Annotated in this window: 29 protein-coding genes; 1 reads left to right on the top strand and 28 read right to left on the bottom strand. The window is 34.4% G+C overall.

Features of this window, described 5'->3' with window-relative positions:
• Positions 1 to 29: 29 nt before the first annotated feature.
• From EHS11_RS11295 to EHS11_RS11190, 21 genes are all read right to left on the bottom strand, one after another.
• On the bottom strand, positions 30 to 503 hold the full coding sequence (locus EHS11_RS11295) for an SRPBCC family protein (protein WP_135764524.1): 474 nt from the start codon (positions 501 to 503) through the stop codon (positions 30 to 32).
• Positions 490 to 834, bottom strand: a complete 345-nt coding sequence (locus tag EHS11_RS11290) for an ArsR/SmtB family transcription factor (RefSeq protein ID WP_135764523.1) — start codon at positions 832 to 834, stop codon at positions 490 to 492. The genes EHS11_RS11295 and EHS11_RS11290 overlap by 14 nt, the downstream gene beginning before the upstream one ends.
• A gap of 583 nt (positions 835 to 1,417) precedes the next feature.
• Positions 1,418 to 1,723, bottom strand: coding sequence for a HigA family addiction module antitoxin (locus tag EHS11_RS11285; RefSeq protein ID WP_135764522.1), 306 nt, complete (start codon positions 1,721 to 1,723; stop codon positions 1,418 to 1,420).
• Between the two features lie 12 nt (positions 1,724 to 1,735).
• Complete coding sequence (locus EHS11_RS11280; protein ID WP_135764521.1) at positions 1,736 to 2,017, bottom strand: type II toxin-antitoxin system RelE/ParE family toxin; 282 nt, start codon at positions 2,015 to 2,017, stop codon at positions 1,736 to 1,738.
• Positions 2,018 to 2,274: 257 nt separating this feature from the next.
• Positions 2,275 to 3,612 (bottom strand): adenylate/guanylate cyclase domain-containing protein, encoded by a 1,338-nt coding sequence (locus tag EHS11_RS11275; RefSeq protein WP_135764520.1) that lies wholly within the window; start codon positions 3,610 to 3,612, stop codon positions 2,275 to 2,277.
• A gap of 267 nt (positions 3,613 to 3,879) precedes the next feature.
• A complete protein-coding gene (locus EHS11_RS11270; RefSeq protein ID WP_135764519.1) occupies positions 3,880 to 4,140 on the bottom strand; it encodes a toxin-antitoxin system HicB family antitoxin in 261 nt (86 codons plus the stop codon).
• Entirely contained in the window at positions 4,133 to 4,570 is a 438-nt protein-coding gene (locus EHS11_RS11265) for a putative toxin-antitoxin system toxin component, PIN family (RefSeq protein WP_135764518.1), read from the bottom strand. Before EHS11_RS11265 ends, EHS11_RS11270 begins: the two co-directional genes overlap by 8 nt.
• 178 nt (positions 4,571 to 4,748) lie before the next feature.
• A complete protein-coding gene (locus EHS11_RS11260; RefSeq protein WP_135764517.1) occupies positions 4,749 to 5,102 on the bottom strand; it encodes a type II toxin-antitoxin system HicB family antitoxin in 354 nt (117 codons plus the stop codon).
• On the bottom strand, positions 5,099 to 5,359 hold the full coding sequence (locus EHS11_RS11255; protein ID WP_135764516.1) for a type II toxin-antitoxin system HicA family toxin: 261 nt from the start codon (positions 5,357 to 5,359) through the stop codon (positions 5,099 to 5,101). The genes EHS11_RS11260 and EHS11_RS11255 overlap by 4 nt, the downstream gene beginning before the upstream one ends.
• A gap of 738 nt (positions 5,360 to 6,097) precedes the next feature.
• Entirely contained in the window at positions 6,098 to 6,352 is a 255-nt protein-coding gene (locus tag EHS11_RS11250) for a CopG family transcriptional regulator (RefSeq protein WP_246047809.1), read from the bottom strand.
• Complete coding sequence (locus EHS11_RS11245; protein ID WP_135764703.1) at positions 6,327 to 6,608, bottom strand: BrnT family toxin; 282 nt, start codon at positions 6,606 to 6,608, stop codon at positions 6,327 to 6,329. Before EHS11_RS11245 ends, EHS11_RS11250 begins: the two co-directional genes overlap by 26 nt.
• A 310-nt stretch (positions 6,609 to 6,918) precedes the next feature.
• Positions 6,919 to 7,377 (bottom strand): hypothetical protein, encoded by a 459-nt coding sequence (locus EHS11_RS11240; protein WP_135764515.1) that lies wholly within the window; start codon positions 7,375 to 7,377, stop codon positions 6,919 to 6,921.
• Positions 7,358 to 7,918, bottom strand: coding sequence for a type II toxin-antitoxin system antitoxin SocA domain-containing protein (locus EHS11_RS11235; RefSeq protein WP_210413674.1), 561 nt, complete (start codon positions 7,916 to 7,918; stop codon positions 7,358 to 7,360). Before EHS11_RS11235 ends, EHS11_RS11240 begins: the two co-directional genes overlap by 20 nt.
• A gap of 319 nt (positions 7,919 to 8,237) precedes the next feature.
• A complete protein-coding gene (locus EHS11_RS11230) occupies positions 8,238 to 8,639 on the bottom strand; it encodes a helix-turn-helix domain-containing protein (RefSeq protein ID WP_135764513.1) in 402 nt (133 codons plus the stop codon).
• Between the two features lie 2 nt (positions 8,640 to 8,641).
• On the bottom strand, positions 8,642 to 8,932 hold the full coding sequence (locus EHS11_RS11225) for a type II toxin-antitoxin system HigB family toxin (RefSeq protein ID WP_135764512.1): 291 nt from the start codon (positions 8,930 to 8,932) through the stop codon (positions 8,642 to 8,644).
• 271 nt (positions 8,933 to 9,203) lie between these two features.
• Entirely contained in the window at positions 9,204 to 9,944 is a 741-nt protein-coding gene (locus EHS11_RS11220; RefSeq protein WP_135764511.1) for a hypothetical protein, read from the bottom strand.
• A gap of 362 nt (positions 9,945 to 10,306) precedes the next feature.
• The gene (locus EHS11_RS11215; protein ID WP_135764510.1) at positions 10,307 to 10,609 is read right to left on the bottom strand and encodes a HigA family addiction module antitoxin; all 303 of its coding nucleotides are present in this window, start codon (positions 10,607 to 10,609) and stop codon (positions 10,307 to 10,309) included.
• A 12-nt stretch (positions 10,610 to 10,621) separates the two neighbouring features.
• Positions 10,622 to 10,903: a type II toxin-antitoxin system RelE/ParE family toxin gene (locus tag EHS11_RS11210; RefSeq protein ID WP_135764509.1), complete on the bottom strand. Its 282-nt coding sequence runs from the start codon at positions 10,901 to 10,903 to the stop codon at positions 10,622 to 10,624.
• Between the two features lie 275 nt (positions 10,904 to 11,178).
• Positions 11,179 to 12,651: an antiviral reverse transcriptase Drt4 gene (gene drt4, locus EHS11_RS11205; RefSeq protein ID WP_135764508.1), complete on the bottom strand. Its 1,473-nt coding sequence runs from the start codon at positions 12,649 to 12,651 to the stop codon at positions 11,179 to 11,181.
• A gap of 192 nt (positions 12,652 to 12,843) precedes the next feature.
• The gene (locus EHS11_RS20335) at positions 12,844 to 13,362 is read right to left on the bottom strand and encodes a reverse transcriptase domain-containing protein (protein ID WP_135764507.1); all 519 of its coding nucleotides are present in this window, start codon (positions 13,360 to 13,362) and stop codon (positions 12,844 to 12,846) included.
• Positions 13,363 to 14,107: 745 nt separating this feature from the next.
• On the bottom strand, positions 14,108 to 15,250 hold the full coding sequence (locus EHS11_RS11190; RefSeq protein ID WP_135764505.1) for a phosphoribosyltransferase-like protein: 1,143 nt from the start codon (positions 15,248 to 15,250) through the stop codon (positions 14,108 to 14,110).
• Positions 15,251 to 15,460: 210 nt separating this feature from the next.
• Here EHS11_RS11190 and EHS11_RS11185 point away from each other — a divergent pair, with 210 nt between their 5' ends.
• On the top strand, positions 15,461 to 16,315 hold the full coding sequence (locus EHS11_RS11185) for a hypothetical protein (protein WP_135764504.1): 855 nt from the start codon (positions 15,461 to 15,463) through the stop codon (positions 16,313 to 16,315).
• A 193-nt stretch (positions 16,316 to 16,508) separates the two neighbouring features.
• Here the strand turns inward: EHS11_RS11185 and EHS11_RS11180 are convergent, their stop codons facing one another.
• The 7 genes from EHS11_RS11180 to EHS11_RS11155 all read right to left on the bottom strand — a co-directional run bounded on the left by EHS11_RS11180 (position 16,509) and on the right by EHS11_RS11155 (position 20,997).
• Positions 16,509 to 17,945: a hypothetical protein gene (locus tag EHS11_RS11180; protein WP_135764503.1), complete on the bottom strand. Its 1,437-nt coding sequence runs from the start codon at positions 17,943 to 17,945 to the stop codon at positions 16,509 to 16,511.
• A 237-nt stretch (positions 17,946 to 18,182) separates the two neighbouring features.
• Positions 18,183 to 18,704 carry a hypothetical protein gene (locus EHS11_RS11175; protein ID WP_135764502.1) on the bottom strand — a complete coding sequence of 174 codons (522 nt, stop codon included), beginning with the start codon at positions 18,702 to 18,704 and terminating at the stop codon, positions 18,183 to 18,185.
• Positions 18,705 to 19,221: 517 nt separating this feature from the next.
• The gene (locus EHS11_RS19825; protein ID WP_167884415.1) at positions 19,222 to 19,380 is read right to left on the bottom strand and encodes a hypothetical protein; all 159 of its coding nucleotides are present in this window, start codon (positions 19,378 to 19,380) and stop codon (positions 19,222 to 19,224) included.
• A gap of 61 nt (positions 19,381 to 19,441) precedes the next feature.
• Positions 19,442 to 19,804 carry a DUF5615 family PIN-like protein gene (locus tag EHS11_RS11170; protein WP_135764501.1) on the bottom strand — a complete coding sequence of 121 codons (363 nt, stop codon included), beginning with the start codon at positions 19,802 to 19,804 and terminating at the stop codon, positions 19,442 to 19,444.
• The gene (locus EHS11_RS11165; RefSeq protein ID WP_210413681.1) at positions 19,794 to 19,979 is read right to left on the bottom strand and encodes a DUF433 domain-containing protein; all 186 of its coding nucleotides are present in this window, start codon (positions 19,977 to 19,979) and stop codon (positions 19,794 to 19,796) included. The genes EHS11_RS11170 and EHS11_RS11165 overlap by 11 nt, the downstream gene beginning before the upstream one ends.
• A gap of 357 nt (positions 19,980 to 20,336) precedes the next feature.
• The gene (locus EHS11_RS11160; protein WP_135764499.1) at positions 20,337 to 20,654 is read right to left on the bottom strand and encodes a helix-turn-helix domain-containing protein; all 318 of its coding nucleotides are present in this window, start codon (positions 20,652 to 20,654) and stop codon (positions 20,337 to 20,339) included.
• Entirely contained in the window at positions 20,620 to 20,997 is a 378-nt protein-coding gene (locus tag EHS11_RS11155) for a type II toxin-antitoxin system RelE/ParE family toxin (RefSeq protein ID WP_135764498.1), read from the bottom strand. The genes EHS11_RS11160 and EHS11_RS11155 overlap by 35 nt, the downstream gene beginning before the upstream one ends.
• Positions 20,998 to 21,179 lie beyond the last annotated feature (182 nt).

Here is a 21,179-nt window from a genome sequence, read left to right as displayed (position 1 = left end):
AAGTTTTTGAAAAATCGTATGTTCAAGGTTTAGGTCACTGAAATTTGCTCTGATAGAGCGCGGCCTGATTCCAAGAATGTTTTGAGATTCGAAAGAATCATTGGCCAGCCTTTAGATATTCCCGCATGCATCTGATGATCTAGATCCTCGTGGGTAACAACCAATCGAACTAACCCATTGCCATAAGGCTCAATATCGAATGTTACCCGCGAATGTTTTGATTCTTCTTCAACTTCGTTCGGCCTAGCCCATGAAAGAACTAGGCGACGTGGAGGAATACTTTCTACAACCTTGCCGATAATATCGATTGTCCCTTCATCATCTACGCGCTGGTGCCTCCATTCCGAACCGGGCTCCCAATCCGAAACGTTTATGTGTGCCGGTTTGCTAGATAATGGATCAAGCCAATATTGGTGCGTTACTTCCGTATCAATTAATGCACGCCATACCTTCTCTTGTGTGCTGGCTATGTACGTGACATAGACGAAACTAGGTTTTTCCATCGTTCTCTCCTTCGAGTTGCGCTTTCAGGTCGTGTAAAAGTCTTAAGCGATTTTGTTCAAATTTTCTAACCCAACGTTCATATACCTCGTAAATCGGCACGGGATTGATAAAATGGAGTTTCTCTCGACCCTTCCAAACTACCGTTACCAGAATCGCATCGATTAGGATGTCAATATGTTGCGTCGCGGATTGTCGTTGCATATTGAGGTGTTCGCAGAGAGCTGAAAGCGGTTGCCCATTGTTGTCATAAAGAAGGTCGAGAACTTTCCGGCGGCTCGGGTCAGCCAACGCCTTGAACACCTTGTCAGCCCCTTGCATTTCTTTCAGCATACCAGAACAACATGCAGGTATTTACCTGCATGTCAACAAAAAAAATGAAAGCCCGGAAGCAATATTGCTTAAAGGCCCAATGGCAAGTGTAATCTCTATGTATTTAAAAAAGGAAAATTGGACCAGGTTGCTTGGGGATTGGTTTTCAATCCCTATAATGGCCTCAAAATAAAGTTAATAGCCTTGTCGACGTTGGTAGTCTATGAGCCTGCTGCGTGTGCAGGTGTTAGCGTGTCGATCCGTAGCTTGCATATGCAAAGCGAGTGATAGAAAAGAGCAATGTGTCTTAGACCGAGCAAGGGTGAACAAAGTGAATCCCGAAGCGTAGCGGTAAGGCGTAGTTATGCGAAGTCACCATTTTATTCGATACAGTTTAGTAGTAAGAAAGTTGGTTCGAAAAAAAATTCTGTGTTGTTCGTTTCCATCATAGTTTGATATTCTTTTCCAATTCCAGCCAAATAGAGATTTTTTTATATATTCTAAGACCTGTCTGGCAGTAGTTAAGTATATTTTATCATTTGATGGTATAAGAAATGAAGTTCCAACCATTTCAAAAATATTTTTTTGGATCTTTACTATTAGACTAAGATGCGATTGCTAAATCTTTATAGTTGTGAATTCCGTTAAATTCTTTTTGTTTCTTTATCATTTCTTCTTCTAGGTCATAATCATTTTGCAATCCAAGCCAGAATTGAGGAGTAGTGCCGAAAAATTTAGAAAAACGAATTGCAGTGTCAGCAGAGATAGATCTTTTATAAAGTAAAATTTGACTAATTCTAGTTTGAGGGATTCCTGTTTCCTTTGCGAGTCTATAAGCAGTAATTTTCAAAGGAGTAAGAAATTCTTCCTGTAGTATTTGCCCTGGGTGGATGTTAGGTAAACGTTTCATACAAACTCCTTCTTAATGATAATCAACAATTTCAACGGAAGCAGCATTATTTCCGTTCCAGATGAAACAAACCCGCCACTGATCGTTAATTCTAATGCTAAACTGTCCTTTTCTATTACCTTTTAGAGGTTCAAGTTTGTTTCCTAGTGGAACTTTAAGATCATCAATATTCATAGCATTATTGATCATCCTAAGTTTTTTCCTTCCTTGTAGCTGAACTTCAGAGGGTAGCTCTTTAGAAAATTCGCCTTTCCAAACTTTTTCGGTTCTTTTATCAGCAAAACCTAGAATCACATGTAAACGCTAACGTGTCACGATACTGTTGTCAATAGTTATTATTCGATTAAAATCAAATTTTAGGTGATGACGCATAACGAATTAGCCTTACCGACGTTGTCCGTAGCCGAGCCTTTAGGCGTTAGCGTCGGCGCGCTTTCTTGCTTAGGCAAGAAACGTGACGGAGGACAATGTGGCTTCAGCCCGAGCAAGAGTTTGCGAAGCAAATCTCGCAGCGTAGCGGTAAGCCGTAGTTATGCGTCGTGATCTTTTATTTATAATAGTGCGTATCTTTCTTTGAATTGGCTATTGGGTGTATTTGGATTATCTTTTTCTTGAAGTTTCTCTAGTAGACCATTAACAAAATACATTTTAATTTTACCTTTATTTTTTGCTTCTATGTATCCGCGATAATCACAATCAAAAAAGTCTTTAATAAGCTCAAAGGTATCTCCAGATATATTTATCTTTCCAGTGGAGCCCGAAGATTCGCATCTACTTGCGATATTGACGGTATCACTCCAAACATCATATGCGAATTTTTTCTCCCCGATTACTCCGGCAATTACTTCACCGGAATGAATTCCCAATCTTAATTCCCAATACGGTAGATTTTGAGATTTTTTTATATCTTTCATTTGGTTCATAAACGCTTGTATCTCTATTGCAGCCAGTACACAATCCACGGCATGGGTCTTATTTTCAGTGGGGATTCCTCCAACAAACATATAGCTATCTCCAATTGTTTTTAATTTTTCAAGATTATAATGATCCATTAGGCTATCAAAATATGAAAAACATCTATCCAATTCAGCTACCAACTCTTTTGGGCTCATAGTTTCGGCGATACTTGTAAACCCCTCAAAGTCAGTAAAACAAATTGTGGCGGAATTAAATTGCCTAGGTGTGCTAGCTCCTTTTTGTTTTAATTCTTCAGCTATCTCTTGGGGCATAATATTTAATAATAATTTTTCTGACTTTTCATGCTCTTCCATTAATTTTGTTTCTGCAATATCTACTGCTTTCACAAACTGGTAAACAACCAACACGATAAGAAAACATAATAGTATTAGAGGGGGAATAAGATACTCAGCAGACACTATCCATTTGGGTGGACCAAATAATGCATTTCCACCTAAAACTCTATAATGATACTGGCTAGAAATAAAAAGTCCTAAAGGCAAAATAGACATTAGAAATCGGGAAACCTTAAAATTCTTAGAGATCATTAGAAATGATAAAATTGAAGTAATTAGAAAACCTAGTGGTGCGGGATCATCAGCTTGAGCTAATGTCAGTGCTCCGAGGTGATAATTAATAGCTACTAACGTAAATACAGCGGAAAAATTGAAATAACGCAACTTAAGAAGGAAGAATGCAAATATCAATGGAATAACAAGAATGATATAATGGATATAAGAATAGAAATGCGTTTCTGGCGGTTCATTATAATATACTGGGACAAGTAGGAGCGTTGGCATTAAAAACATACTAAATTGAACGTAAAGTGTCGTGCGAACCGATCGTAACTCAGATCTAGTCAGACCATTAGTGATTTTTTCTAATCGGAACCATTTTTGAATCGTATCATATATAGTGTTTATTTTTCTCATTCTGGTATTCAGCGTCTTTCTATCTTTTCTTGTTTCAAGAACAATAATTTTGATTATATATGAATTTAGATCATGACGCATAACGAACGAGCCTTACCGACGTTGTCCGACCCTGAGTCTCAAAGAGACGTTAGGGACTGGCACGTAGCTTGCGTATGCAAGCGAGTGACAGAAGGACAATGTGGCTTTAGCCCGAGCAAGGGGGAGTGAAACGAATCCCGCAGCGTAGCGGTAAGGCGAAGTTAGCCGATGGTTGCGGTTCTAGGATTAGATTCTATCCCAATCGGGAAGCTTGCCTTTTGTCCCAATTTTCTTCATCACTTTCTTAAAACCTGCTTCAATGCTTTCTTTGGTTTTTCCACTAATGCGTTGTTTAAAAAAATTAGAAGTTTCAATATCATTAATCCCTCTAGTAAAAGCATAAAGAGCAAATTGATTTAAAGAGACCCCTTGCGTAGATGCGGTCTTTTCTAATCTATCTTTTAAATCTTCAGGAATTCTAATAGTTAGAACATTTTTCTTATTCATATGCTTTCCTCCACATTTTAACGAAATCAGTAGGTGTAATAATTTTAAACGAGTCGAATCTAAGATTATTACCCAAATTAAAATCTTTTACATTTGAAGTAATAAGATAACGACTTGCGCTAGCAAAAGCCAATTCAACAAACATGTTATCGTTTTCATCTTCAAGATTGGGTCTCATAAGATAACTTATAGAAAAAGGCGTTGCAATATGAGAAATAAAATCAAGAAAAAGATTAATTTCATTTTTCCTGAATTGTAAGTCTTTTAAAGATTTTTCCCTTAATAAGACATCAGAATATTCCATAAATGCAGGCGTAGATAATGCTAATTCAATTTTTCCAATTTCAATAAGTGATAGGATGTAAAAAGAAGCACCTCTATTATCTCTTAAAGCTTGATAGATTACGTTTGTGTCGACAGTGACTCTCACATGTAAATGGTAGCGTATATGCTGTCAAAAATCTAGTAAAAATTTGATCGGATTACAGAGCATTTCTTAAATTTTGCATTTTTATTGCTTAGTTTTCTCCTGGAATTAGGTAAATCGCAACTTTCGTATAACGAACTAGCCTTACCGACGTTGTCCGCAGCTGAGTCCCGAAGGGACGTTAGCTGAAGTGTGGCGTTCTAGTATCTATCTCTTTTTCAAGAGCTCGTTGAACAAATTGGTTAAGGGAAATACCTTCAATTAAAGATTTTCGATAAACCCGTCTATGCAAATCCGTAGAAATTCTAACATTGAATGTTCCTTTAAATGATTTTTCGGGACTTTTCTTTGTTTTTTTGCATAGTTCCAAATAATCTTCAACAGATTCAGCGAATGCTTTTTTGATTTCTTTTACTGATTGCCCTTCAAAAGATATGAGATCTTCTATCCCTTCGATCTTTCCAAAAAAAATCTCATCATCAGAATCAAAATGAAGAGATCCAAGGAAACCTTTATATTCAATAATGTCTTTCATTCGATATACCCTTCTGCAATTAGTTCATCTAAGATTTGTGTAACTTGGTAAGCTTTAAGAATATTTTGAGGATGGGGTTTATGAAGTCGAATGATGTGCTTTGTTTTTGAATGACTCCATGCGACCCTGGAGCCTGACGACTTTCCCGAATTGTCTTCTAAATATCCTATAGCACCCAGTAATTTTCTCAATTCATCATAAGTAAAATCTTTTGGTTTAGCCTTAAACCTAAGAATTAGCTTATCTATTTTTGACACTTTTTAAATTTAGTTAAAGGTGTCAAATTTGCAACCTTTTTTTAGTTACAAAAAATAGACTCTTTTTAAGGATACTCATGGTTGTAGTATTTTTGAATTTTGTGTTTTCCCAAATCAAACCTGTAGTTTCGAACCCGACCTTTTGATAACAATTAATTGCATTTTTGTTAAAAACAAAAACGTTTAAAGAAGAAGCCTGATTTAGGTTTAAATCTAGAAATGCAAAAGAGAGAAGTAATTTTAGAATTGATCTTTTTATTTCTCCTAAGATCTGAATTCCCAATTAAAATTCTGACTAAATGAGTAGGGTCATTTGGTTATGGATAAAGATTTGAAAATACCGTATGGATTTTCACCTGTTGCCACATTTCAGCTAACGAACTAGCCTTACCGACGTTGTCCGTAGCTGAGCCTGCAATGCAGGCGTTAGCGTCGGCGCGTTTTCTTGCTTTTGCAAGAAACGTGACGGAGGACAATGTGTCGGAGACCGAGCAAGGGTGAGCGGCAGCGAATCCCGTAGCGTAGCGGTAAGGCGTAGTTATGCCGATGGCCAGAAATTGTTAAGTGGTCTTTTCAAAGCCTTAAGTTAAATAAGCGGATTCAACGATTAAGTGCAACTTTTGAAGAGATATTCAAAATAATTAATAAAAGGCAAATGTATTTCTAGAAGGATAGTGAAATTTATATAGATATTTGTAAGTAAAATTTCAAATAGTAATTCACTTTTTTAAAGAAAACTTACTTGTGAGCAAACTTATCTGCGTATAAATCGAGAACTTTTTTGATCATAGATTGATAAGGAACGCCAGATTTCTTGGACTGAGCTTTAAAAAAGCTAATACTTTTTTTACTTAATAAAATAGTAACTTTTGAGTTGTCTTCTTTTGTAATTAATTTATCAGGAGGAGGTAAAAAATCATTAATAATTACTGAAGAATTGATAGCGTTAGTAATATCCTTTGGAGCTTTAGAGTAGCTTGTTTTGTTTTTCATAAATCTTCTTTCCTTCTCTCCAGAACCCAGCGCCAAAGATTCTGATATTGTTGGCTCTCAAAGTAAATCTGACAGTAATAATACCTTCGGGAATGGACCCAAAACAAAAGAATCGTTCTTCTGATTCCGTAGAATGTAAAATGTCTTTTGAAATAACTCTATTATGATCAAGAAAAGCTAGCTGTGCGGTATAAAAATCTACTCCGTGTTTTTCTAGATTATCTTGATTTTTCCTAGAATCCCATTCAAACTCCACATGCAAATGATAGGATATCCTATATGTATGTCAATACATATATTAGTCTGTATTTTTGGTGCTTTAATTTCTTTATTTTTTCTTTTTGTAGTAAATTTTCTGGCTTTCGGCTAACGAACTAGCCTTACCGACGTTGTCCGTAGCTGAGCCTCTGGAGGAGGCGTTAGCGTCGGCGCGTTTTCTTGCTTAAGCAAGAAACGTGACGGAGGACAATGTGGCTTCAGCCCGAGCAAGGGTGAGCGAGAGCGAATCCCGCAGCGTAGCGGTAAGGCGTAGTTATACGCTGCCCGCGCTTTTAATTATTAGTTTTCTAATCTGGCAGGCCAGATATTCCATGTAGTCTTAAGGAATCTCGAATGTTCATTTTATCAATTTTGGAAATGAATTTATTTTTTGATAATTTTATGTAAATTTCCCTTAATTCATTTTCATTTAATCTACCTTTCTTTGATAGGACACCTACTTTTTCAAGCGTATCAATATTATCTTTTATGTTGAAAGGTTTCTCTGTTAAATCTAATAGACATTCGCTGGTAAAGAAATTGTGTGCTATATTTTTAGGATTAAATACGTGCGTTATATGATTACTTCTCGATCCGCCCTGAGAGTAATGATGTATTTGTGTTGTTGTTCTTAATAAGTATGCTATAAAAATCTCAGAATAAAGACCGGTCTTTCCTATGTAGACAAACCAGGCATCTTTAATGCTGCCATCGTTGTGACCCTTAAATTGAGACCAAATAAAAACATCACCTACTGAAATGGGCACCTGAAATGTCTCTTAAATTTTTATAAATTGCATAGTGTTCTGAGGCTAATGTATTTTGGAATGATTCATCAAAGATATCTTCATCATTCATTTTTTTCAGTCTACTTTTTCCGCGATTTTCCCAGGCAATTTTCCACGGTCTAAGTTCGTGTGTAGCATCAATAATTGCGGTGTTATTTTTATACATGGTGGCAAAATTTTGAATTAGCTCATTCATGATTTCAATTTCAAATTCTGAAAAAAAGTCTAAATTATAACTTTTACCTAGTATTTGTATTTGCTCTGAATCATTAGATGTTGTGCTTTTAATTATTTCAAATTCAGCAACGTTGAATGCATTTTCATTGATCCCAACGTAAACTTCCTCTGCGACAGGTCCATTTTCCATCGCAATAAAGGATAATTCTAACGGAGGTTCCCCTGATTCGGAAAATACCTTGTAATAAAATAATGCAAGATATTTGAGAAGGGTAGTCTTATAAAGAGGTTTTCGCGTTATTTTTTGATGTTCTGTTGAAAAAAATGCAATTGAATTTATCAATCTTTCATATGAGTAAGCAAACATTTATTCCCCCCTGTTCTCTCAGTTTTGAGCCTGGCACTTTAGATTGTACAACTATTTTCGGTAGATTCCAGAAAAAAACAAAAAAATACTTATTATTTGTTTAGTTTTTCTTGTTTTTGCGGGTGGCGTATAACGACCTAGGCTTATCGACGTTTCTGAAGCGGCACGAGATTGCTAAGCAAGCGCAGTGACGCGAAAGAAATGTGGCTTCAGCCCGAGCAAGGGTGAGCGAAGCGAATCCCGCAGCGTAGCGGTAAGGCGTAGTTAAACGCAGTCGCAAATTAATTAGATTTGATTAAATAAAAACAGAAGGAGATACTTTGAATTTTAGAGCCAAAGCTTTAATCTGCCTGACATTAAGTTCTCTTTTCCCATTAAGAATTTCCGAAACAACACCTTGACTTCCGAGTTCCGCAAGGTCTTTCTGAGAGAATTGGTTTTCTTTCATTAAAAACTTAAGAACGTCTAAAGGTTGATTATTAGGCTGAATGAAATGATCGTTTTCATATTCCTCAATTAAATTTCCAACAGTTTCTAATAAAGGAGCTAAAGAATGTTTTTCATTATTTCCAACTTCATCAATTAATTCATCTAGAACTTTTAAAAGTTTTTTATACTGTTTCTCATTATGAGGAACAGAGAGAATATCTTTAACTTCATGCCAAACATTTTTAACTTTTTCAATTTCAAGAATCATAATTATTCCTTTTTCCATTTGGCTTTATCATATTCGGAGTGAGTAAGAACGTGCCGAACAAAGACTTTTTGTCGATTAAAATGAATAGCGACAATCAATCTGAAATGATTTCCATTGATGTTGAAAACATTAAATTTATTCACCTGATCGACAGAGTTAAAAACCTTTCTTAATTCATTAAAATCTCTAAAATTAGTATTTTTAACAATTCTAAACCAGCTTTTAAGAGAGGATTCAGAAGCGGGATACTTCTGAATAAAATCATCTAATTTTTTCCAGCTGATAATATGCACTCAGAAGATAGTTTATCTCAAAATGAGATACCGTAAATCATATTTTTACTAAAGTTCTTTTTTCTTTTAAAATTTTGCGATTGCGTTTAACGAACTAGCCTTACCGACGTTGGCGACTGGCGCGCCTTCTTGCTTCTGCATGAAGCGTGACGGAAAGCCAATGTGGCTTTAGCCCGAGCAAGGGGTTGCGAAACAAATTCCGCAGCGTAGCGGTAAGGCGTAGTTATACGCTGTAAGTGCTGTTTTAAGTATAAGAGGTGCTCTATTTAATTTACCTTATTAAACGTTGTTCAAGTTCATCTAATGTATTTATTATATCACCGCTAACTTCCCTAACAAATCTTACTTTTGCTGGGGAAATTTCTTCTCCATGAATTGCTGGCGAGCATATTGAATAAATTTCACGTATTACACTACCAAGTTCTTTGTTTAATAGTTCAGCTGAGATTAGTGCATTGGTAATTTGGAAAATTGGCGCAAATTTTCGATTATCCATTTCTAATCGATTTAAAGCAATATTTCGTAACCTTTTTTCGATGTTAAATCTTACTGAAAATAAAAAAATATTATCTTCTGGTAGGTTAGGAGCATTATTTGGTGGAGCTGTGGTATTTTCGGTAATACCTTGTTCTCTTAAAGCTTGAGAAACAACATCCCTTATTCTTTCTTGTAAATCGGGTAACTGTTCATCAGATGGAGGCTTCGGAAAAGAAAGATTTATACTATTGTTATTTGTGTTTTGTAAATCAAATCGTAATGAGGTGATTTGGTTTTGTATTTGAAACTGCAATTGATTTTTAAATTCTTCCAATCCTTGTTTAAAATTCAAACCAAAGAAAGAAATTTCATTAAATACTGGGACGAGCAAAACTGCAATAAAAACTAAAAAAATAAATATATCTATAGGAGCAGATTGGCCTTCTCTAATAAAACTTAATCTTTCATTCAATAATATGCCAGTGGCAATCAATAGTAAAAACCAATATAAAATTTTCCATTTCTGATTAAACATTTCTAAGTCCTACTTCTTAAGAAGATACAATTGCACTTATTGCGATTAACGAACTAGCCTTACCGACGTTGTCCGTAGCTGAGCCTCAGAGAGGCGTTAGCGTCGGCGCGTTTCCTTGCTGAGCAAGGAACGTGACGGAGGACAATGTGTCGAAGACCGAGCAAGGGTGAGCGAAAGCGAATCCCGCAGCGTAGCGGTAAGGCGAAGTTATACGAAGTTGTGCAGTTATAAATTCAATGAAATCTGTAAAATAACTGATAGAATCAGTTTTACAAGAAATTGATTTCTTAATATCAATATCTTAGAGATTATTAAATCAGTAATAAATTCTATATATTTTAAGTTGTTATTTATGGTAAAAGTTAGGCAGTTTTTTGCAGTGCTTGAATATTTTCTAATTTGTCTCTGAGTTTTTCTTTTTGTTTTCTAATTTCTAAATCATTCTGTAAGTTGATCCAAAATTTATCTGACATACCGAAGAATTTAGCCAATCTTAAAGACATATCAACAGTAATTTTTCTTTTATTATGTAGAATCTCAAGGATAGTAGAAGTAGAAACATGTAATTCTTTTGCCAATCGATAAGGAGTAATATCGAAAGGATCAAGAAATTCAAGTCTTAGAATTTCTGCAATAGTAGGGGTTGGAATGCGCTTATTTTTCATACAAAAAACTCCTTAATGATAATCTTCAATAGCAACATCAAAAGAGTTGCCATTTTTGAATTTGAAAGTAATTCTCCATTGTTTATTAATTCTGATGGAGCAAAAATCTTTTTTATTTCCTTTTAAATGTTCAAAATTGTTTGAAGGAGGAACTCTAAGGTCATCTTCCTTTTCAGCATTTTCTAAAAGTAAGAGTTTGATCAAAGCTCGACTTTGAATATCTGGTGGAAATTTTTTAGAGAATTCTTGATTGAATATTTTCTCAGTTTCCTTATCCGCGAAAGATTTAATCACTGTAGCTATGCTTGCATGTCAGATATGTCTGTCAAGCAGTTATAATTTTTTTTAAGACTATGCCAGGATCATATTTGCACAATTTCGTATAACGAACTAGCCTTACCGACGTTGTCCGTAGCTGAGCCTCTGAGGAGAGGCGTTAGCGTCGGCGCGTTTTCTTGCTTTAAGCAAGAAACGTGACGGAGGACAATGTGGCTTTAGCCCGAGCAAGGGTGAACGAAGTGAATCCCGCAGCGTAGCGGTAAGGCGTAGTTAATCGCAGTAAGCAAACTTTACTTGGCAATGTTCACAAAGGAAATTTTATTTTTCTTTAGGATTGGAAAAACATTATCATTATATGGATTTTCTATAAGATTTTCTAAATAAATTTGATAAAGAAGAATCCAGTAATTATCAAGTTCATAATGATATTGCTTATCTATTTTCTTTGCAAACTTAACAACTTCTTTTCTATGTTCAGGAGAATAAAAAAGAATTGTAAGAGGTAAACAGTCTTTCTGTTCAATTAACATATTTGCTGTACGTTTATCTATTTGGAAATTGAAATATTTTAAATAATACATGAGCCAGCATACAATATCAGTTCTACCGTAGGCTATTGACTCTTTCAAAAGGAGAACGATTTGTTTCTTTAAATTTTTAGTCCTAGTTTCTGGAAATAATTCTAATGGTTTTTTGATCGAAGGAAGAAGGTTCGGGTAATAATAGACTAATTTTATTATATATTTTACGAAGGCATCTGCTGATTTATTGTCTAATCCTTTGATTAACGCATTAGCTGTGTATTTTAATACACTCCCATCAAGATGTTTTGCCTGAAGTCTTACTGCGGAATCTAGAATATCAGATATTTGATTTGACGTAACTGGTTTTCCTTTTGGTAAAATTTCTTTAATTCTTCCTATCCATTCTTCATTTAGGGGTTGAGGCAACTTGTGGATTTCTGTCTTTTTTATGTTTAGATTTAATTTGAATTTTAGGAGTTCATTGCCAAGATCTTTAATAAAATTTTGCGCATTTGTTTCATCTTTACTATATAAGGTATAATCGTCTATGAATCGAACATATTTATATTTTCTTTTTAAGGCTTTGTCGATTTTTTCTAAAATTATTTCGGCTATTATATTTGAAGTAGCGGGACCTATCGGTATGCCAGTTGTTTCTTTTCTTGAACAATTTTGTATTTTTTTGTCCAAAGAATTAAACCAAAACTTATCTCCTCTTTGTTTTTTTGCTTTTTCAAATCCAACTATTGCCCATGGGATGGAGTGGCTATAAATACTTGGAAAACAGTTTGCAATGTCAGTATGAACTTCGTATTTTTTGCCAAAGGCTTCTTTAAAATATCTTTCTCTTCTTTGATAGGAAGATTCATAGTCCATTATTATTATTCTTCCGTCCTTATGCGTGCGTGGAATAATTATACTATGATCATTTGTACATATTGATGTAAGTTTATTCCAATTATTATAAAATTCGAAACATAAGTCTATATATGGCTTTGGATGTGGAATGCTAAGTAGTCTCGGAATACTATTAAATCTTGTTGCCTTGCAATAAACACTGTCATAACCTTCTTTCGATCTGTCATTTGGGATTTTTTCTTTTGAAATTTCCTCGGCACAAGGGATTGTTAGTTTTGAAGATGAAAAAATCGGAGGTAGCTCCTCGCTTTTCTTCTTTTGAAATGGGAAATAATTATATTTTAGTAATGCTTCTACTAGAAATTTTCTTTTTACACTCATATATTTTGCTTATTGCGATTAACGAACTAGCCTTACCGACGTTGTCCGACCCTGAGTCTCAAAGAGACGTTAGGGACTGGCGCGTAGCTTGCGTATGCAAGCGAGTGACAGAAGGACAATGTGTCGGAGACCGAGCAAGGGTGAACGGAGTGAATCCCGCAGCGTAGCGGTAAGGCGTAGTTAAGCGCAGTGTCAAGCGTCTGGCCAGATTATTTTGAAATAGTCTGATTCGAATAGAGCCCCTAATTTAGGATCAATTGATTTTGCAAAAAGTATTTTTCCTTTAAGATGCTGGCGAAAAGCTAATACGCTTTTAAATCCTATTCGCTTACAATGTTCAAGTGGTCCAATTTTTTTGCAGTAGTATAAACTGTTTTTTATATATATTTTAAAATCTTTTGGTAGCGTAGGATGATCTGAATTTACGACGAGTCCAGTTACAATTTTACGTTTACCTGAGTGTACCAGTGATGTTTTTTTATAATTAGGAGTAAAACCTAAAGAAATTAAAACTTCAAATACCTCACGCATAAGATCTAAGGCGTTCTGTTTGTCTTTTACCATACTAGTAAATATAAGATCATCGGAATATCTTGAATAAATAAAATTATATTCTGAAGCTATCAAACTACATCTAGTATCTAAATCGAACGCACAAAGATTTGAAAGTAAGGGACTAGTAACTGTACCTTGAGGAAGACTTCCTAGAATTAAGTCATTTCGATTGCGTTTGTATTTCCATTTTTTCGAATTAAGTCTTTCTTTTGATTTGAACCGTACATATTCTAGCTAAACAAAACGAAACTAATTTTGAGTATCCTAAATTTAAAAAAACTTTATATAGCTTCAATTCGGAGATTGATTCGAAGAAATTTTTAATATCGATTTTTACCATCCATTCAGAATTACAATGAATTGATGCGTTTTTTTTGACAGAGTTACCTTTCGTATATGCCTGTGAAGCGAAGTGTGGAGTTCTGGTGGCTAAAATGTTTTTTTGGATCCAATATTGAAGTGAATTCAATTGCGGATTAGGAATGTAGATCCATCGTAAACCGCCACTTTTTTCTAATCGTAAATTTCTTATAACAATCGATATTTCTTTGGACAATTTTTTTGATAAAGTCATTTGAAGTATATGTTAAGTAACCAAGATCTTTTAGAGAGAGAATTGGAGGTAAGCCTTGCGAAGTTAATTTAATAACGTAAGTTTCAATTGCTTTCTGATAAGCTGGATTATTTGAGATAATCCGTGATTTTTTTGTAAAAAAATGGGGATTCCGGTTAGTCATTTACTTATAAGCCTTTGAGCTACGCCGAAAAGGTCGTTCAATCGCGAAAAACAAGTCGAACGCAGTTTAATTCGCGATTGAACGGTCTTATCCATCGGTAGCTATTTCAATGAGCAGAAAACTATTCTGCTCTTTTAGCATTTGACATCTCTGCCAATTGTACGCTAAATTTTCGCCGGAAATCCCCTAAAGAACTTTGGAAATGATATTTTGTATGTAACTTCATCACTTAAATATTTTTTATTAATGTCTTTCGCTTTATATTTATTTAATACTTCTTTTCCAATCGCGGTTAATTTTCCATTGGATTTGATTAAGCCAGCTATTTGAAGTTTTTTTAAACAACTTAAAATCTCTGATTGCTCGATCGAAATATACTTATTTATATTTCGCTTTTTAACACCCATATTTAAAATTGAGAGAATAATTAATCCGTTAGCTTTTTCCTCTGATTTGGTTTTCTTCTCAATTAAATCAAGTATTCCAATAGCTATTTTTTCCTGTCCCGAAGAGTGAATCTTTGAAATAGTTTTTTCTCTGCTAGCAGAATCTCCGAACAGGGGGCTGATTTCCTTAGGTATCGTTTGATTTGGAAGTAATGATTTCCATTTATTGCCATCAGACCACAAAATTGATGGAATATTATTCGGACACCCATATTCGAATATATGATACCCTCTTGAATTCTTGTAACCTAAAGCGGCTTTGCCTTTTTTTGTTAAGTGTGCATATTTTTGCAACAGCTCATCAAATAGACCAGAATTAATCGGATTCCGAATGTCCGCTTCTTTACATACTATTATATTCTCCGCGGGTATTGATTTTGAATGTTTTTTTACTATATTAAGTCCTTTTGAATAACCAATGTAAGATAGAATGAAAACATTTGTATATTTTTTGGACACCCACGACTTGATCGTTTTATCAATCGTTCTATCTATAAAATTAGTTACTCTAGTGCCAGAACAAATTATATCATCTAAGAGCAAAATCGATTTCATTTTCTCTGCTTTTAAACTAGAAATAGTGGGTGCTATGCAAAAGTCTCTAGGAAAATTCTTTTCTAGCTCGCGCATTGCATATCCTAATTTTTCGGCACTAGTATATTGAAAACGCTTTCCAAATGTTTCCTTTTTTATTAAATAAATTGCCATTTTACCAGGGTTTGTTTTTTTCAATTCTTGGATTTTGTCTAACAACTCGTTCTTCACTTTTTTAAATGAAATGAATTCGAGCGATTCGATTAATCGATAGGCATCTGGCTGATCTCTAATTTCAAATTGTTTAATATATTCTTTTATTTTCATTGTAATTTTGACATTGCGCTTAACGAACTAGCCTTACCGACGTTGTCCGCAGCTGAGCCTCTGAGGAGGCGTTAGCGTCGGCACGTCTTCTTGCTAAGCAAGAAACGTGACGGAGGACAATGTGTCGGAGACCGAGCAAGGGTGAACGTAGTGAATCCCGCAGCGTAGCGGTAAGGCGTAGTTATACGCAATGGTCAAAAAATATTACACATGAATGATATAAATCATAATTATTGGGCAAAAATAATCCTTAAATATTTAGTTAACCGGCTAGAACATTTCAAAGGTGGTAATAAGTATATTACTTATAGTGAACTGGCACAAAATATTAAATACCCTGAACCTCTCATTGGCGATGCTTTTGGCCGTAATATTGGGATAACCTTAGGGGAAATGGGCCACTTCTTTGATGACTTAAAGATTGAAGGATGGAATGAAAGAATACCGTTTATACAAGCTTTAGTAGTTTCAAAAACGGAAAATTTACCAGGCGTTGGATTAAGAGAATTTTACGAAGCTTATCCAAATATGACGAAAGAGAAGAAATTAGATTATGTTCAACAGGAATATAAAAAGATTTTCCAATTTGGCGAAAAATGGAAAAAAATATTAACTCTTCTTAGGATTAAAGAAGAAAGCTCAGAATCATTTTCTGACATAAAAAATAATTTCTATAATCCTTACGGTAGTGAAGGATCTCCTGAACACCAAGCACTTTGTGAATATGTCAAAAATAACCCAAGTTTAGTATTTCTTTCAACTGATCTCATTGGAATCAGAGAGTATCCATTGAAGTCAGGTGATAAAATCGATGTCGTTTTCGAAGATAACGAGATGCTGACTGCAATTGAAGTTAAGTCAATCAGATCAGGCGAAGATGATTTAGAGCGAGGACTTTATCAATGTATCAAATATCATTCTAGTTTGATTGCAGAAACCAAAGTAAATGCTATAAATAAAAAAGTTAAATGTTATCTTGTAATTCAAGGTAAATTATCAAATAAACTAAAGAAAGTAAATGAAATATTAAAGATAAATATTTTAGAAAATGTTTTACCGAAATAGATTGACCACTGCGTATAACTTCGCCTTACCGCTACGCTGCGGGATTCACTACGTTCACCCTTGCTCGGGCTGAAGCCACATTGTCCTTCTGTCACTCGTTTGCATACGCAAACTACGCGCCAGTCCCTAACGCCTCTATGAGGCTCAGGGTCGGACAACGTCGGTAAGGCTCGTTCGTTAAGCGAAGTGAGTTTTATTCTGAAGTTTCATTCGCATTTTTTTTTGTTATTTTTTTAATCGAAATGAAATTTAATAGATCATCATCTTTCGTATCAAAGTCGAACTTTCCTGAAATATATTCACGTAATAACTTCATTCTCATCCCTAATCTAAATTCCTGTCTTTGATTTTCCGATAGGCTCTGGCCTGATAAAAAAGAGTCGCTTGCATCTTTTGTTAAAATTCCTATTTCAGAAAATCTAAGTCTCGACTTATGGATTGAAATCATTCTTTTAATGAAAATTGTACTGATAGTTGAAAAAAAGGCGATTAAAGCTAAGGAAATTGTGGTATATGGAATTCTAGAAGATAGTAAACTAATAATTCCTATTTCTGGGTGTTCAATTAGAAGGGTTGTAACTTTATCAGAATTTAAATAAATGCCTATTCCCATAGAAATTGCTACTATAATTGGTAAAGAAACGATTATAGAATATAGCCTTATTTGTTTAAAACCTTCCTGAAAATGCCCCTTAATATCTTCTGTAAAAAGTGATTTATCTTGACTAAGTCGTATTAATTCTGCTTTACCTATATTTATTTGTTTATCTAGTTCTAATGTTTCAAGGTTTTTGGATTTTGCATTTTCAAGCGCTGAGTTTTCTTTATCTTTAACATCTTTTAATTGTATTTTACTGGTTTCTATTTGCTTGTTATATTTATTTATTTCTTCTTTAAGTGTTTCCAATTGAGAAGATATTGAGTTTAATTCTGTTTCTTTAATCTTTAATTCAGCTTGTTTCGATTTAAATAAAATATCGGTTTCGTTTGATTTGGTCTGAGCCTCTGATTGTTTTTGGATAAGTTCAGTTTCTTGTTTTGTTGCTTTTTCTTTAAGTTGAGTCTCCTGTTTAACTAATTCTGTTTTTTTTGTATCTAATTCTAATTTATCTTTTGTTATTTCTTTAATATAGTTCTCTTGAAAGCTAATGGTTTGCTTAAAATTTTCAATTAGTTCAATTATGTCTTTTGTAAGAATTCCTTTTAAGATTATTTTCCTTACAGGTTGTTTATCTCCTGCAAGAAAAAACCATTTCTTGTGTTTTATAACAATTTCGCTTACTAAAGTATCTATACTAAATGTTATTAGATCTGGTCTTTCTTCGAATTTGAATTTTCCTTCGATCAAACCTGCGTATCCAAATGACGGACGAAACAGGATATTTAATTCTTTTGATTTTTCAGATTCGGGTATTATAATATTTATATTTGCAATATAGGCGGGACTTTTTAGTTTTATTGAAATCCCTTTTGAATCAATCTGTAATTCTGGTCCATCTTCCTCTCTGTTGATTAAATTAAGATACTCTGACTTTGATATATCTAATATACTAACATCAAATGCGGATAAAGTTATTTTGGGGAATTTATCAAAACTCTCAAGATATTGTTGGTAAGTTAAATCGTCCATTTTTTCTCCTTAAGTATATTTGAACTCATTTCGCATAACGAACTAGCCTTACCGACGTTGTCCGTAGCTGAGTCCCAAAGGGACGTTAGCGTCGGCACGATTTCTTGCTAAGCAAGAAACGTGACGGAGGACAATGTGGCTTCAGCCCGAGCAAGGGTGAGCGGAAGCGAATCCCGCAGCGTAGCGGTAAGGCGTAGTTATGCGCTGTAAGCATATTGTAGTATAATCGAGAAAATACTATTTAATAATTAAAACGAGTAGTACAGTAATTCCAAATATTGAATACACAATAGGTAAAAGAACATCTAATACTATTTTTAAATAAATAAAGGAATAGAAGAGGCTTAATCTCTTTATCGTTTTTTGCCTAGCTTCGTATTTGGCATCCTCAATAACGGAATCAATATTCTCACCATCATAAGGTCCAGGTAGATCAAGAAAATCTGTAACACCAAAAGCAGGATGTTTCATTCGTTCTTTTTGACGATACTTTGACTCTAATATTGGTTTAAGCCATATAGCTATTTCGGGAAACGAGATTGAAAGATAGTGTAATAAAAAATACAATGAAATTGTAAAAATAAACCACCCTAAGTGGGGATTCTGAAATGAAGAGAATGTTAACCCAAAAAGAGAGAATGAATTTGGTATTTCATAAGTTACCCAAATAAAGATATTAACGGTAGATACCGCTAAAAGGTTTCGTCGTAACTTTATTGTCTCTTCGGAGAATGGATTTTTATATAGACTTTCGTTCATGGCACCTCTAATGGTTTTTCAGATAATAACTTATTTTTGTAACTTGTTTTAGAATTACTTTTTCTGAGGAGTTTTGAAAGTTATTATGGTTAATCTCTTTCTTATCAAAATTTTATTCCTGCATTTTATTCGCTAAAGTAAGATGAATTTATTTTTAGATAATTTACATGGCTTTCTTAAATTTCATTTAAATACCACAGTTCGTATTAGTTTTATAATTCAACTACAAGAGAGCGCGCGTTTTCGATAAGAAGCAATACTGCTATTCGCAATTTCATCTTTTTCTATAGGTGTATGATACTTTTTTATTCAGGAGGGAAATTTTTTTTGCTTATGGCGCATAACGAACTAGCCTTACCGACGTTTCTGAAGTGGCACGAGATTGCTTTTGCAAGCGCAGTGACACGCAAGAAATGTGGCTTTAGCCCGAGCAAGGGTGAGCGAAGCGAATCCCGCAGCGTAGCGGTAAGGCGTAGTTAAACGAAGTGCCTACGACAAAGATAAGTCTAGTAAGAATCTATTTACTTTTCTTCTTCCCACCGACGTAATGACTTCCTTTGCCTTTACTGTTTGTGCCACCAACACGTTTACTGCCTTTTCGTCCAGCAGCCTCAATTGCAAAAACTATTAGCATAGAGCTAATAACTATAATTGAAAATAGTTTTAAATTTTTCATGATTTTGACCTTTTATATTTTCTAAAATGAAGAAAAAAAGATTTTTGAAAGTGATATAGAATTATAAATGAATTTCTCTAATTCTGATCTTCGAAGTAGAGAGAACAACGAACTTGCCAATTAAGCTATCATTATGTTGGTTAATTAAAGTTTGGATAGCTTTTGTAATTTCTAAATATTCTTTTGGATTATATCTAAGTAAAATAACACCAATGGTAAATTCTTTATGTGAGAAAACCCATTCTCCAAAATCTTTATCTAAAGTAAGTATAATTGAATTTAGTTTTCTAGCAATTTCAATAACTTTGAAATCAGAAACACTTCTGTAATCTTCAAGAATGGAATGAACAGTAATACCAGAATCTCGAAGTGTTTTGATAATACGAAAATCAACGTTTTCGTCAGCTAGTAAACTAGCTAGCAAGAAGAGTTTCCTTGCTAATGACCTCGCTAGAATATGCAATGCAAGCGTAGATGTCCTCTTTCGAAATGCCAGGGGTAGCAGAGAGAATATCTTCGATATTCATACCTTCCCCTAATCTTTCAAGAATAAGCTCAACGGTAATTCTGGTATTTTTGATGACCGGTTTACCAAGCATAACTTGAGGAGAAGCGCTGAGATGTTCTCTATAATTCATAATTATATTTTAGACAATGATATAGAAATTTGTCAAGATTCAATCCTTACTTAAAAGAGTGAGAGTATGTAATATTTCTTAAAAAGGAGACTAATTTGTTCATTTTTGCTTAATCTTAAAGAATTTTAGGCATTTCGTTTAACGAACTAGCCTTACCGACGTTGTCCGCAGCTGAGCCTGCGATGCAGGCGTTAGCGTCGGCGCGTTTTCTTGCGTAAGCAAGAAACGTGACGGAGGACAATGTGTCGGAGACCGAGCAAGGGTTTGCGTAGCAAATCCCGCAGCGTAGCGGTAAGGCGTAGTTAAACGAAATGTGGCTTATACATTAGCAAGTGTTTTCTTGCCTTTTTTTATAATAATCTCTGCGCCTAATGTGTGAACCAATTTAGAAAGCACTAGTAAAGTAGGATTATCTTGTTTCCCACTTCTGATTTCTTGAATAACTGTGCTTGAAACATTTGCGCGTTTAGAGAGTTCTCTTACAGAAAGTTTCTCTGACTCCATTAATTCAATAATGGTTTCCGAAAGAGTTAAAGCATCGTATTCCTTATCAAACTTTTGTTTAAAAGATTGATTTTTCATTAAACGATCAAATGTAGTTTTAGTAATAGATGCCTTTTTTTGTTCGTTTTTCATAATCTTCCCTTCTTTTTAATGCTCTTTCTTTTTCGTTTTTTGGCAATTTGTCTGTTTTTTTGTGAAATGCGTTAGTAACGATAATCTTTTTACCTTTTACAAAGAAGCAAAGAAATCTATGTGGAATAGGCTTAAAAGCAAATAAGGCGTCCCCTTCAAAATTGAATTTAGTACTGTCCTTAATTTCCCCAATTTCAGCGAATCTTTTGAATAAAGCTAAGGTTTTAATTTGAAATGACTCAGGTAGTTTTTCAAAATAATCTAAAACATCAGAATTTTCACTCTCATCAAAATACCATTCGATAGTAAATTTTTCACCTTTGTAGGCAGTGAATTCTTTCACTATTTAGGTGTAACGGGAAAGCGTTACAGAGTCAATATTTTTAATTCCTCTGAATTGCTTTTTATCAGTTTTTCTTATTTTGTTTTTTTAATCATGATTTGCCACATTTCGTATAACGAACTAGCCTTACCGACGTTGTCCGTAGCTGAGTCTCGTAGAGACGTTAGCGTCGGCGCGTTTTC

Origin of the sequence: Leptospira ilyithenensis, from assembly GCF_004771005.1 — a bacterium.
GTDB lineage: Bacteria > Spirochaetota > Leptospiria > Leptospirales > Leptospiraceae > Leptospira_A > Leptospira_A ilyithenensis.
This window is presented reverse-complemented; position numbering and strand designations above follow the sequence as displayed.

Excerpts from the sequence above, each read along its gene's own strand:
- EHS11_RS11165 (WP_210413681.1), bottom strand. The coding sequence starts at position 19,979 with ATGCTTGGTAAACCGGTCATCAAAAATACCAGAATTACCGTTGAGCTT.
- EHS11_RS11275 (WP_135764520.1), bottom strand. The coding sequence starts at position 3,612 with ATGAGAAAAATAAACACTATATATGATACGATTCAAAAATGGTTCCGA.
- EHS11_RS19825 (WP_167884415.1), bottom strand. The coding sequence starts at position 19,380 with ATGAAAAATTTAAAACTATTTTCAATTATAGTTATTAGCTCTATGCTA.
- EHS11_RS11160 (WP_135764499.1), bottom strand. The coding sequence starts at position 20,654 with ATGAAAAACGAACAAAAAAAGGCATCTATTACTAAAACTACATTTGAT.
- EHS11_RS11190 (WP_135764505.1), bottom strand. The coding sequence starts at position 15,250 with ATGAAAATAAAAGAATATATTAAACAATTTGAAATTAGAGATCAGCCA.
- EHS11_RS11260 (WP_135764517.1), bottom strand. The coding sequence starts at position 5,102 with ATGAAAGACATTATTGAATATAAAGGTTTCCTTGGATCTCTTCATTTT.
- EHS11_RS11270 (WP_135764519.1), bottom strand. The coding sequence starts at position 4,140 with ATGAATAAGAAAAATGTTCTAACTATTAGAATTCCTGAAGATTTAAAA.
- EHS11_RS11290 (WP_135764523.1), bottom strand. The coding sequence starts at position 834 with ATGCTGAAAGAAATGCAAGGGGCTGACAAGGTGTTCAAGGCGTTGGCT.
- drt4 (WP_135764508.1), bottom strand. The coding sequence starts at position 12,651 with ATGAGTGTAAAAAGAAAATTTCTAGTAGAAGCATTACTAAAATATAAT.
- EHS11_RS11285 (WP_135764522.1), bottom strand. The coding sequence starts at position 1,723 with ATGAAACGTTTACCTAACATCCACCCAGGGCAAATACTACAGGAAGAA.
- EHS11_RS11220 (WP_135764511.1), bottom strand. The coding sequence starts at position 9,944 with ATGTTTAATCAGAAATGGAAAATTTTATATTGGTTTTTACTATTGATT.
- EHS11_RS11295 (WP_135764524.1), bottom strand. The coding sequence starts at position 503 with ATGGAAAAACCTAGTTTCGTCTATGTCACGTACATAGCCAGCACACAA.
- EHS11_RS11230 (WP_135764513.1), bottom strand. The coding sequence starts at position 8,639 with ATGATTCTTGAAATTGAAAAAGTTAAAAATGTTTGGCATGAAGTTAAA.
- EHS11_RS11215 (WP_135764510.1), bottom strand. The coding sequence starts at position 10,609 with ATGAAAAATAAGCGCATTCCAACCCCTACTATTGCAGAAATTCTAAGA.
- EHS11_RS11250 (WP_246047809.1), bottom strand. The coding sequence starts at position 6,352 with ATGAAAAACAAAACAAGCTACTCTAAAGCTCCAAAGGATATTACTAAC.
- EHS11_RS11175 (WP_135764502.1), bottom strand. The coding sequence starts at position 18,704 with ATGAACGAAAGTCTATATAAAAATCCATTCTCCGAAGAGACAATAAAG.
- EHS11_RS11180 (WP_135764503.1), bottom strand. The coding sequence starts at position 17,945 with ATGGACGATTTAACTTACCAACAATATCTTGAGAGTTTTGATAAATTC.
- EHS11_RS11185 (WP_135764504.1), top strand. The coding sequence starts at position 15,461 with ATGAATGATATAAATCATAATTATTGGGCAAAAATAATCCTTAAATAT.